Source organism: Citrobacter sp. C1 (assembly GCF_014596895.2).
In the GTDB taxonomy this organism is placed as follows: Bacteria; Pseudomonadota; Gammaproteobacteria; order Enterobacterales; family Enterobacteriaceae; genus Citrobacter; species Citrobacter gillenii.
Map to the genome: position 1 here is coordinate 2,476,612 of NZ_CP115035.1, position 12,599 is coordinate 2,489,210.

Annotated in this window: 7 protein-coding genes; 5 read left to right on the plus strand and 2 right to left on the minus strand. The window is 49.1% G+C overall.

The genetic code is table 11. The annotated features are described in order from the left end of the window. Positions 1-9 precede the first annotated feature (9 nt). Complete coding sequence (locus IB214_RS11945; RefSeq protein WP_117342786.1) at positions 10-5,349, minus strand: peroxidase family protein; 5,340 nt, start codon at positions 5,347-5,349, stop codon at positions 10-12. Positions 5,350-6,198: 849 nt separating this feature from the next. Between IB214_RS11945 and IB214_RS11950 the strand changes: the two genes are divergently transcribed. The 5 genes from IB214_RS11950 (at position 6,199) to IB214_RS11970 (ending at position 11,468) form a co-directional block, all read left to right on the plus strand. Next, entirely contained in the window at positions 6,199-7,386 is a 1,188-nt protein-coding gene (locus tag IB214_RS11950; RefSeq protein WP_117342785.1) for an outer membrane protein transport protein, read from the plus strand. 279 nt (positions 7,387-7,665) lie between these two features. Next, on the plus strand, positions 7,666-8,295 hold the full coding sequence (locus tag IB214_RS11955; protein ID WP_117342784.1) for a winged helix-turn-helix transcriptional regulator: 630 nt from the start codon (positions 7,666-7,668) through the stop codon (positions 8,293-8,295). A gap of 308 nt (positions 8,296-8,603) precedes the next feature. Then, on the plus strand, positions 8,604-10,586 hold the full coding sequence (locus tag IB214_RS11960) for an alkyl sulfatase dimerization domain-containing protein (RefSeq protein WP_117342783.1): 1,983 nt from the start codon (positions 8,604-8,606) through the stop codon (positions 10,584-10,586). A 112-nt stretch (positions 10,587-10,698) separates the two neighbouring features. Beyond that, the gene (locus IB214_RS11965; RefSeq protein WP_161959022.1) at positions 10,699-10,995 is read left to right on the plus strand and encodes a DUF1778 domain-containing protein; all 297 of its coding nucleotides are present in this window, start codon (positions 10,699-10,701) and stop codon (positions 10,993-10,995) included. After that, positions 10,986-11,468, plus strand: a complete 483-nt coding sequence (locus IB214_RS11970) for a GNAT family N-acetyltransferase (protein WP_117342781.1) — start codon at positions 10,986-10,988, stop codon at positions 11,466-11,468. Before IB214_RS11965 ends, IB214_RS11970 begins: the two co-directional genes overlap by 10 nt. 203 nt (positions 11,469-11,671) lie before the next feature. Here the strand turns inward: IB214_RS11970 and IB214_RS11975 are convergent, their stop codons facing one another. Next, positions 11,672-12,463 carry an SDR family oxidoreductase gene (locus IB214_RS11975; protein WP_117342780.1) on the minus strand — a complete coding sequence of 264 codons (792 nt, stop codon included), beginning with the start codon at positions 12,461-12,463 and terminating at the stop codon, positions 11,672-11,674. Between the last annotated feature and the right edge of the window lie 136 nt (positions 12,464-12,599).

The window sequence follows — 12,599 nt, forward strand, 5'->3', positions numbered from 1 at the left end:
GTCTTCTCCTTATACGATCAATGAACCGTTGCCGTTATTACTGGCAAGGGTGTTCGGCGTTTCCAGATAAAAATCACCTATCGTGACGGTGTTTGAATTGACGCCGACCAACGTGATGTTGTCAGCCCCGATAGTCACGATGGTATTGCCGTTACTGCCGGTGATGGACACGCTGTTGGAAAAATTCCCCGCATTAATGCCCAACTGAACCAGGTCAAGATAGTCCTGACCACCATTAGGATTACTGTCAAAACCGGTGATGCGGTCTCGCCCAAAGTTGGCGGCAAAGGCGAAGATGTCATTCCCGGTACCGCCATCCAGATTGTCATTGCCTTCCTGACCATTGAGGATGTCGTCACCGTTACCGCCGGTGAGGGTATCGACGCCCGCGCCGCCAATCATGACGTCGTTGCCGTTTCCACCTTGCAGGTTATCATTGCCGTCTCCGCCATCCAGGAAGTCATTCCCGATCCCACCGAACAGCTGATCGTTGCCTCCCATACCAAACAGCTGATCGTTGCCCGCACCACCGGTAATGATGTTGGCGAGCCCATTACCGGTACCGATAAAGCTGCCGCTGCCGGTGAACACCAGTTCTTCAACGTTACCGGTCATGTCGTAGCTGCTGAGGCTGGTGCGAACCACGTCCGTCCCGCCGTTCAGACCTTCGATCACCACATCACCAACGTCATTCACGATGTAGGTGTCATTACCGGCACCCCCGGTCATGCTATCTGCCCCCAAACCACCATCGAGGAGGTCATCTCCGGCATCGCCTTGCAGCGTGTCTTGTCCCGCGTCACCAGACAGGCTGTCGTTTCCGGCCCCTCCGACCAGCAGGTCATCACCCGCACCACCAAACAAATTGTCATTGCCGTTTTCACCGCGCAGAATGTCACTCCATGCGGTACCGTTCAGCGTGTTGTTTCCGTTATTACCAACAATCAGATCCCCCACCGGTTGAGTGGTGGTTGATGTCAGAACAACAGGGGGGTTGCCTTCGTCATCAACGACGGTGACCACTACCTGCAACGTGCGTCCCACAGCGGCCTGACCTGGGGTATAGGTTGCCGATGTTGCACCAACAATGTTGATGAACCCTGTCGGGGAGCTCATTCGCCATTGGTAGCTGAAGTTGCCGCCACTCAGACCGTCAGCATCAGCAATGCCGGAGACCACTGCGGTCAACGTCAGGCTTTCAGTCGGCGTCAGGTCGTTAATCACCGGTGCGCCGGTGGTCGCCTGATTGCGTGGCATAATGGCCTGGGTTTGTGCTGAGACTAAGGTTTCCGCATCGCCCATTTGGTCGTTAAAACTGGCGACCACACGCAGCGGAGCGCCCTGAATAGAGCCCGGTACTCTGAACTCTACGCCGGTTGCCTGATCGCGCCATTGTCCGTTGACCAGAGCCTGCCAGGTCATGGTGATCACCGTATTTGCCGCGAGTCCGTTACCATCCAGCAAGTTGGCCACGTTAACGCGCAGCAAGTCACCGACCGAAGGTGTCGCGCTGCTAATGTTGACGTTACCTGTCGCTTTTTGTGCGGTGACCCACAGCTGTTGACCGTCGCCAAACTCCAGTTTTTCGATATTCAGCAGGCGGTCAGTGCCGTCATCCAGGTTGAGGGCGGCATTCGGCGTTGCGTGGTCGACCCGAAGGCTACCGTCCGCCATACGGGTAAAGGCATAGTTCGTGCTGATATCGCGATACACCGCAACGTCAGTTTCGGTGCCGTTACCTTCACGCAAGATCTCACGCACGATCGACAACTGGTTCGGTTTCAGGGTGCCGGCCAGCATGTACGACTTCAGCTCAGCCATGCTTTCTGCACTGGTGAGTCCTGCCATGCCGGTGACGGCAATACGCACGTTCAGCCAGGCATCGCCATCAATGATGTCGTTACCCGCTTTACCCATAATACGGTCGCTGCCGCCACCGCCGAGGATGATGTCGCTGCCGTCATCCGGATTCAGCAACACCGCATTCGGGTTAGAGGAACGCTCGACGCCGAGAATGGACTGTAGGCCGTTGATCCTGTCCGCACCTTCCTGCGTCAGGTTATTGGAGAGCGGGGTGCCCTGAACCGGCGCGGTGCCGATCGGCTGTTCCGTACCGGTCAAAATGTCGTTGTGCTTCCATCCTGAAAGCCCTTCGACCAGGTCAAAGCGGTCACGCAGAATGAATTCCTGCTGATTAACGAAAATCGGGATCCCGAGATCGGAGTTCGCACCGTTCGGGTCGCCTTTATGGATTGCCCAGTCGAAACCGGCCATACCATTGTTGCGTTGAATACCCGCGCCCTGAACCATAATATCGTCGCCAGCTTCACCATCGTAGTCGGTATCGTTGCCCTGACCGTTCAGCACATCATGACCAATAATGGTACTGTTGAAGAACAGCTCAGAGTTATCACCGGCGAGCGTGTCGAAGCCGTCGCCGCCTTCCAGCCAGTCGTCACCTTCGTTACCCATCAGGGTATCAGCACCCGAACCGCCCAACGCAAAGTCGTTATCCAGACCGCCGAAGACCTCCTGTGCATCTTCGCCAACCACCACGAAGTCGCTACCGCTGCCGCCAAAGACCAGGTCGTTACCGTTACCGGAGAAGATGACATCATGCCCGGCATCGCCGTGCAGGAAATCAGCATCGCCAACCGGTGTTCCGGTGTCGGTAATAATGTCATTGCCGTCACCACCGTGGACCACATCGGCTTCGTCGCCACCGTCCAGACGATCATCACCACCGTCACCCCACAGGCTATCGATACCTTTACCACCAATTAACGTGTCGTTTCCGGCAGTGCCGCCGAGTACCACATGTCCATCGCCGATGTATTTCAGGTAGCCGCCGTCGGCATGGGTATCACCATCCACATCATTCCCCGGAGCCCGTCGCACCAGTAAAGGTGTCAGCAGGTCTTTCAGCGGATTCCCCCATGTTGGATCACTTTCCATTTGCAACAAGGTGTTGACTTCGAAGATATGATCCGGCGTCTGGAACAGGTTAGCGGGCAGGTGAGAGGAATTCGCTTCGCCAAGGTCGCTGTTACGCATCACCAGTGCGGAGAACGAGTTTGCCTCCAGTTCATTGAGCAGGTTCAGGCCCTGAACACGGCTCAGGTAGTAGAACCGGTCGCCGTCCTGCAGCATTTCCATCTGCGTTTCAAACACAAAGTTGAAGGTCGAACCCAGCATGCCGCCGAATTCGTTTTTGCGCTCGGCCAGGCCGCCGATCCAGAAATCGACCATATTCAGGCCGGTTTCTTTGGTAGCCCATGAGTTGGTGCTGTTGAAGAAATCGAGCGCATCTGCTGGTGGGGCATTGTTTTTATCGCCAAACAACAGGAAGTTAACCGCCGCGCGTTTTTCGACGAGGGTGGTGGCGTTAAGGATCAGCTCATGCTGACCGTAGGCGGCCATAAAGTTAATAATGGACGCCGGGTTTTTCAGGTAGGTGGTGAAATCGGCCCAACTGGTATAGGGGCGCAACTGCGAATCACCGCTGAGTTCAAAGAACTGCTCGCGAGCCTGGTTCAGCGTCGGCATTGCGGTATCGCGACCGCGCGCAATGTTGAGTGCACCTAAGTCCAGCGGTAACCCGATGAGGTTATTGCGCAAGGCATCGGTAATAAACTCATCAATCTCGTTGCCCACCTGACGCGTCATGCCGCGAACAATTGCGCCGATGGCCGCATCATCAGAAACACCCACACCGTTGATTTGATTAAATGCCACCGGGTTGAGGAACGCAGTAATTAAATCGAGATCGCCGTTTTCGTTGTCGATATCGATACGCGCCACGGTTTCTGTAAGCATCGAGTGGCCAAAGCGGTACACCACATGTGCAAACTCGGCAAAGATCAGCGGGTTAATATCCGCCGTGTTAGAGAAGACAAACGGGTCGACGGCAGGTTGCACTGTACGTGCAAATTCCTCGAACACCAGGTGCTGGTACTGCATTTCCGTAGAGAAACGTCCAGCCTGGAATAAGTACTCACCATTCCAGACCAGGGTGCTGGTATCTGCGGGCAACTCTTCTATTTGATGGTTCGGCATCAACCACTGATTGATGAGGCCAACATCGCCGGTTTCCAGCAGGGTGGTTTTATATTGTTCCACCAGGCGGTTATGTTCGCTGTGGAACACCGCATGGACGGCAGTCAGGCCAATGTTTTCATTACCACGCCCGTCGCCGGTGATAAAGTGGCGATCGAGCAGTTCGTTGTCATAAGTACCTGCTGGTTGCTCGGTTGCGTTACCGTTGCCAACGGCACCATCACTATCAGCAGCCAGGCCCGCTTTTGGCGCAGCCGTGTGGGCAATATCATCGAGGAACGCATGTCCCGTCCGGAATGTATCTGAGGGTAACGGGCCACCGTTAGCCTCAACCAGGCCACCTTTAGTGACAATTTGTACTTTACCGCTGTCACTTAAAATCAAATTACCGTAACGGTCGGTCGCCAGCAGTGGAACACTAAAGACATCCTGATCGGTGAGTGTAATACCGAGTAAGGTCTCAGCCTGATGTTTGACGTCAGCCCAGGTCGCCAGACCACCGTTAGCACCGCCCAACAAATTACCGGTAGGCTCTGGTATACCGTCAATTAATACGTATTCACGGATGAAAATCTGATGCGAAGGATGAGAGGTGTAGGTTTGGTTTTGATCAATAAATGGCGTCGTCGTGTTGACCGTTTCACGGTCTTTATCAACCGTGGCCCGGGTTAGGATCATAAAGTTAGTTGGTGAACCTGCCTCGTACAACGGGTCATCGGGTTGCAAGGGAATGAAAACAATCCCGTTGCCACCTTTAGGGATCAGATCCAGACCATGGTCAAAAAACTGACCAAAGAACGTCATCCAGCCGTTAAAAGCAGGGGAGAGTCCCACATCCGGAGACTGGTTAGGGATGGTTAAGGTATTGCCTTCCCCGGTGATGGTACCACCGCCTGGCACGCCTGATAATGCGTCAAACACCTCCTGAGCGGCAGGGTTAGAGGCTGTTTGGTCCGAAATCAAGTTACTGATGATTCTGGGGTCTGCATCAGTGACCGTACCACCAAGTTGGAAGTAGCTGGACCCCTCATCGGCATCCTGCCAATTCAATGCGGTTAACCTCGGCATTGTCTGGTCGGCAGAGCCGTATAACTCCTGGCCGGGCAAAAGGCTATTCCACGAACCGTCTACCGTGCGCAGTCCATAGGGTAATAGCGGGCTGGATACTGACTCTCGAAGGGCATCGCCATTGATCGAACCATCCGGATTAGTTGCTGCTTCAGATATTTTGATCTGCTTAAGAATAAAAGCGAGATCGTGGAGTGTGACAGTAAAGTCATATTGTGAGGCCATAAATAATTACCCCTATCTTTACTTTGGATTAGCTATCATCTGTCATCTCTGTTACTAACTAAAACAGATATGAGAATGAGTCTTATTTGATTCTCGTGTGCTATTACGTGTACAGATTCCATTCTTCAAATAGTTAAAATACTGGCGTCATTATTAAAGTTATTCTCCTGGTTTGCGTGCTAATATATTCACCTCACTTATTGATTAGGTTTGAAAAAATGGAAGTATTATTAACCCATTGAATCTAATCACATACTCAGGGCACACAGTTTTGCGAAGACGACGTCTTCGCAAAGGTTAAAAGTGGCGCTTTTATCTCACATGACATTTTTGTTATGATCATAACTATGGATTTTCCTGTGGCGACTTCACTCATACTTTATAATGAAAATATCAAATTTTCATTTCTTTACACTTGAGTTAATTATCACCACGCGGTGCTGACGCCCACCATTAAATAATGCTTCAAAGACCAATATGTATTGAGGAGTGGTAAGGTATGAGGACCTATGATTCTTTAAGCATTTTGGTCATTATTTAACAAACTAAGCCACTGAGGGTATGCAAACCCTGTGACGATCGTCAATGTAGTCTTATTCTTAATACTCTACGTAAAACAGATGATTTAAATGTGTTTTGTAATAGTGAAGTCGTAGTACTGAATTTGAAAATTTAATATTGGATCGATTTTGTCACGACACCACGCCAGTCCCCTGATTATGATGTTACCGAAAACAATAAGACAATCTTTGCGAAACAGAGGGGTAACTCTATAGTTTTTAGAGAGACGGGCACGTTGTTGGCCATTCTCCTTACACAAAAAGATTATCCATCAATGCAGGTAACCAAATGAAGAAAAAAATCATTCTCATCTCCGGGATGCTATTTTCAACGCTCAGTCATGCAAGTGCGCTCTATTTTTACGAAATAGGTACGGAGGATACCGCGCTAGCGGGAGCCGGGCAGGCCGCCCGGGCCCAGGATGCGTCAACGCTATTCACTAACCCAGCAGGCATGACTCGCTTACCTGACCACATGGTTACCACAGGATTGCAGGCAATGGGGGGAGATATTCCCTATTCGTTGAATAACGAATCGGCGGATCGACAAAGCCCCGGCAACGTCATGACAATTTTTCCTAATGCCAGTCTGTTTTATACACAGCAACTCAGTGACTCCGTTTCGGCGGGGATTGGGTTATATGGCAACTATGGACTGGGTATCGATTTTGGCAACTGGGCAGGGGATCGGTTAATTAAAAAAAGTACGATGGTAGCAATGACCCTCAGCCCTGGGATGGCCTGGAAGTTGAATGATAAAGTCTCAGTGGGTGCGGCTGCGGGGCTAAACTATGGCTTTCTGTCGCTAACCCGAAATGTCGGGGGTAATGATGAGAAACAAAACGATCATGACTGGGCGACGAATTACCGTCTTGGCTTACTAATGGATTTAACCGATCGCACCCGAGCAGGTATTACCTGGACCAGTAAGACCGATTATCATTTCAATATCGATGGAAAAGCGCGTTTCCCAAACCTGCCAAATGTTGAGTATGACCTGCCGATCTCCGCACAAGTTCGTGCACCGCAGCAGGTGATGTTGAGTCTGGTTCACGATATCAACACGCAGTGGTCGGTGATGGGCGATCTTGGCTGGCAGGACTGGAGTCAGTTTGGTAGCCCACAAATAACCGTTAATGGTCAATCGAACGAACACGCCAATCGTATGAGAGATACATGGCATACCGCGTTAGGCGTACAGTATCGCCCTGATGAGCAGTGGCGAATTAATGCAGGAGTTGCGTTTGACAGTTCGCCGTACAAAACACAAAGTGATGTTGCTCTGTCGTTACCTACCGGCGACGAATGGCGATTTGGCACCGGGGCACAATACCAGATTACACCTGCCAGTAATATTGGGTTTGCCGTGGAGTACTTGCATATGCAGTCTTCTCAGGTTAAATCAGATGCTTTTGCGGGCGAATATAAAAAACCGTGGCTTTGGTTTGCCAGCGTTAATTACAGCTATCAATTTTAGCGCATCATTTTAATAAACCTGGCTTTAGAATGATGCTAATAGTAACGGTTGTGGACTATTGAATTCACAACATCTGTTCCCGTGTCATACCGGGAGCGTACAGCGGCATAATTAATCGTCTGTCGCTACCGGCTGGTGGCCTTTTCCATATGACATAGCCTAATAAAAATAAAATTGTTCTTTTATTAATAGGAACCCTATGGCTGGAATATGGTCTATCTTCATTGAAGTTATCTTGGTTTACATCGTTAGCTCAATTGAAAGAGTACGGGTTTTATCATGCAAATTTTACCACCGGTACGTCCTGAACAAAGTATCCAACGCTTGACGCAAGCGCTTGAACCCATAGCCGAAAAGCTCAAGGTTGTGCCACGTCGGCGTATCCTTTGGATGCACAAAAATCAGCCTCAGTTGTATCTTTTTCTGCAAGGAGAGCTTTCTATTTTGCGTTCGTCGGATGGCCTACTGATCGTCACGGTCTATGAACCTCATCTGTTCGGTCTCGCGGAGATGCTCCAACCGATTCACGGTCATTTATTACGTGCAGAAACAGAGTCAACAATACTACGCGTCGATGCGCATAAAGCGCGAGAGCTGTTTCATAAAAATGGTTTATGGGAAGACGTTGCCTCCATAGTTTCCTACCATACCGGTTATCTCTTCTATCGTGATGATTTAGTGGTACAGCAGCGTACCTATTCAGTAATACGCAATCATCTGGAGGAGATGATGCTTTTACCCGAGGAGACACGCCAGCGAGTCGCTATTTTAGATTATATCCAAGAGCGTACGCACTTATCGCGTAGCAGCATTTTGAATGTTGTCTCCGCGTTAAAAAAAGGTGGTTATATTGATTTCGAACGTGGGGGGTATCTGACATCAATCAGCAGATTACCTGAGAGGTTCTGAGTAAATCCAAAAATAAATTAAATATCAGTTATCAGCAGGGCTTGAATATTCTATTGTGGTGGTACGTTATATCCATCAACCATGGCTGTATTTCCACAATAGGTAAGATATGAAAAAGACAATCATCACACTCATTTAAGAGTAAATGAAAATTTATAATTAAACATCTTTTTAATTAACCCCATTGGTTTTTGGTGTTAGTCTTTTATTATCGAATAATACAGACTTACATTTTCACCCTTATGCAATGTTTCAACATTCAAAAGAGTAGGGAAGCCCTGCTCATAAAGTATATTAGCCGAGGATTTATGCAACTTAATAAAATAGTGGGTTATATGGTCATCGCTGGTGTGTGTTCCACATCATTAATGTCGCTGCCAGTTATGGCGCAAGAGGGAGCGAAAGATGCCACGGCACAAACGAAAAGTGCAAACGATTCATTGTACGGGCAGTTACCTTTCAATGATAAAACTGATTTTTCTAATGCTCACAAAGGATTTATTGCTCCGCTTCCGGCTGACCTGATTAAAGGAAAACAAGGCAATATAGTCTGGAATCCGCAGCAGTATGCGTTTATTAAAGAAGGTGAAAAAGCGCCCGATACAGTGAATCCAAGCCTGTGGCGTCAGTCACAACTGATCAATATCGGTGGACTTTTTGAAGTAACCGAAGGGGTTTATCAGATCCGAAATCTGGACCTTTCAAATATGACCATAATGGAAGGTAAAGAGGGTATTACCGTGGTTGATCCGCTGGTATCCGCTGAGACCGCAAAAGTGGGGATGGATCTCTATTATCAACATCGTGGAAAGAGACCCGTCGTGGCGGTCATTTATACTCACAGCCATGTTGACCATTATGGTGGTGTTCGCGGCGTTGTTGATGAATCCGACGTAAAATCCGGGAAAGTGAAGGTGTATGCACCGGCTGGTTTTATGAAAGAAGCGGTATCAGAAAATATTATGGCAGGTAATGCCATGAGTCGCCGCGCCAGTTATATGTATGGCAACTTATTACAGCCCGATGCGAAAGGACAGGTTGGGGCGGGGCTTGGGACGACAACCTCCGCCGGGACGGTGACGCTGATTGAACCTACCAACTACATCACCCACACCGGGCAGAAAGAAGTTATCGACGGGCTGACCTACGATTTTATGATGGCCCCAGGTTCGGAAGCTCCATCAGAAATGCTGTGGTATGTAGAAGAGAAGGGCATGATTGAAGCGGCAGAAGATGTGACTCACACGCTGCATAATACCTATTCGCTACGCGGTGCAAAAATTCGCGATCCGTTGGCATGGTCAAAATATATCAACGACGTGATTGGTCGCTGGGGCGGTAAAGCAAACATTATTATTGCTCAACACCACTGGCCAACATGGGGCAATGAAAATGTCGTGACGCTAATGAAGAGCCAGCGCGATATGTATCGCTACATTAATGATCAGACTTTACGCATGGCTAACCAGGGACTGACCCGTGATGAAATCGCGGCGAACTTCACGTTGCCGCCCGGTCTGGCAAAATCATGGGCCAGCCGCGGTTATTACGGTTCTGTCAGCCATGACGTGAAAGCAACCTATGTTTTTTACCTCGGCTGGTTCAACGGCAACCCGGCAACCCTCGATGAATTGCCACCCGTCGAAGCGGCAAAGAAATATGTTGATTACATGGGCGGCCCTGATGTCATTATGCAAAAAGCAAAAGCAGATTATGCCCAGGGCAATTATCGCTGGGTGGCGCAAGTTACGAACAATATCGTCTTTGCCGATCCTAACAACAAAGAGGCACGCAACCTCGAGGCCGATGCCCTGGAGCAAATGGGATATCAGGCTGAATCAGGTCCGTGGCGGAATTTTTATCTGACCGGTGCCCAGGAGTTACGCAACGGCGTGGTGAAAGGTGCGACACCAAATACGGCCAGCCCAGATACGGTTAAAGCTATGTCACCGGAGATGTTCTTTGATTATTTGGCGGTGCACATCAACGGCGAAAAGGCAGCAAATGCAAAAGCGGTCTTTAATGTCGATTTAGGCAATGACGGTGGCAACTATAAGCTGGAGCTGGAAAATGGCGTGCTTAATCATAGTGCTAACGTGCAGGCCAGTAACGCTGATGCTTCAATTGTATTGAACCGCGCGACCCTGAACAAAATCATCCTCAAAGAGGAGTCACTAAAACAAGCAGAAGAAAAGGGCGAGTTACACGTCAGCGGTAATCACGCAAAGCTTGACGAATTCCTCGGCTATTTAGACAGCTTCGACTTCTGGTTTAATATTGTAACACCTTGATTATGTAGAAGGTGAAGTTAAAACCCGCCGAATCAGGCGGGTGCAACTCAAGTTTCGTATAGCAATCTGCTACCAATTGGGCTAAGGTTTGTGTATAGCAATTTGTTACCATATGGAGAAACTTATGCAAACCAGCGCTCGTAAGCCAACTCGCGATAAGCAAATTAATATCCGCGCTACTGATGAGGAACGCGCAGTGATTGATTATGCCGCAAGTTTGGTTAATAAAAACCGCACTGACTTTATCATTGAGAAGGCCGTGCATGAGGCCCAGAATATCATTCTGGATCAGCGTGTGTTCGTCCTGGACGATGCCCGATATCAGTCTTTCATTGAGCAGCTTGAAGCGCCTGTACAAAATATTGAGGGGCGTCAACGCCTGATGGATGTGAAGCCAGAATGGAAATAAACGTCACGGCGCCGGCGCTGCTGACCGAAGGGCATGATCTACAGCCATTCAATTGCGGTAATGAGGTGTTAAATGATTGGCTACGTCGCCGGGCGATTAAAAATCAGTACCTCAACGCATCGCGCACATTCGTCATTTGTCTGGAGTCTACTCAGCGCGTAGTGGGTTACTATTCCATTGCAACTGGATCTGTAAGCCACGCTGACTTAGGCCGTAGTTTACGTCAGAATATGCCCGATCCTGTTCCGGTTGTTCTGTTGGGCCGTCTTGCTGTTGATGCCAGTACGCAAGGTCATCGTTATGGAAAATGGCTGCTTAATGATGCTGTACTGCGCATTTCCAACTTAGCCGATCAAGTGGGTATCAAAGCCATCATGGTACATGCTATTGATGGCAAGGCCAGAGCGTTCTATGAATATTTTGGTTTCGTTCAGTCCCCAATAGCGGCAAATACGTTGTTCTACAAAATTTAAGCAACCGCATTGTTCCCGAATCGCCAGAATGCGTATTACTTGACCACTACAAATGAAAGTCCTGAAAGTCAAAACGGCAGGGTATAACCTCCTCTAAAATCTATGTTTGAAACTGGACTCATATCAGGGGAACTATCCCCCTCTGTACATTCAAATATACAGGCCTAAGCTGTCATGAGACTGACCGCTATTTGACAAAATTGTCAGGGTTGTAGATTGGTTGATTTTTTTGAATACAGGTTCAGCTCGTTAATAATGCACTCCGGTTCTTCCCTGAGAGGCATATTGTCTATGTCTAAAACCCCATCATTTTTTTGTGGATCATCAGCCTTCAGCTTTGCAAACAGTGGCGTAAGATCCTGCTGTGCTTCGCCTCGTTCAGCCACCAACTCGAATGTTTTATTTTTTGCCTCGTCGTTGGTCAGGGCACTGACCAGGACCTGGGCGATTTGCTCTCGAGATATCACACCATCTTCCGGCGTTCCCACATGGCGACGATCTCCCTGGAGCATCACGATTCTGTGCTCATCATCATTGTTGTAATCAAACCAGCCGGGCCTGACGATGGTATAGGGATGACCGCTGGCCCTGACCAGACGCTCGGCACGTCTTTTCCAGTCATGAACCTCAGTGCGCTGATTCCAGGTGCTGAGCCGTTCAGTCACGCCAATCGTGGTCATCAGGCTGATACGAACAGGTACACCCTTGAATATTCGTAAAATATTGCGTACTCCGCCGTAATCGATAGCGCGGGCACCAATTCGACCCTGACCATCAGAACCGAGTGTGAAGATGATGGCATCAATATCTTTCGGTAATTCAGTGAGTGTTTCAGGCATTGAAACATCGCCGTAAAAAATATCCGCTCCCCGAGGAAGCAATTTTACTTTGCGTTTATTTCTGACCAGCGCCACGGGCTGATGACCCATTTCAATAGCGGTATTGACGACATGAAGACCAATACTTCCTGTCGCCCCGGCAACGAGTATTTTCATGATAAACCTTCTGATAATGCAGACTTATTTTCGATACAGCCAGAATATCAATTATCATTATTGTCAGTAATAGGGCTAAAATGATTGTGTCTATGAACACCCTTCATGAGTGTGCGATGAAGGGAATGCCTCCATA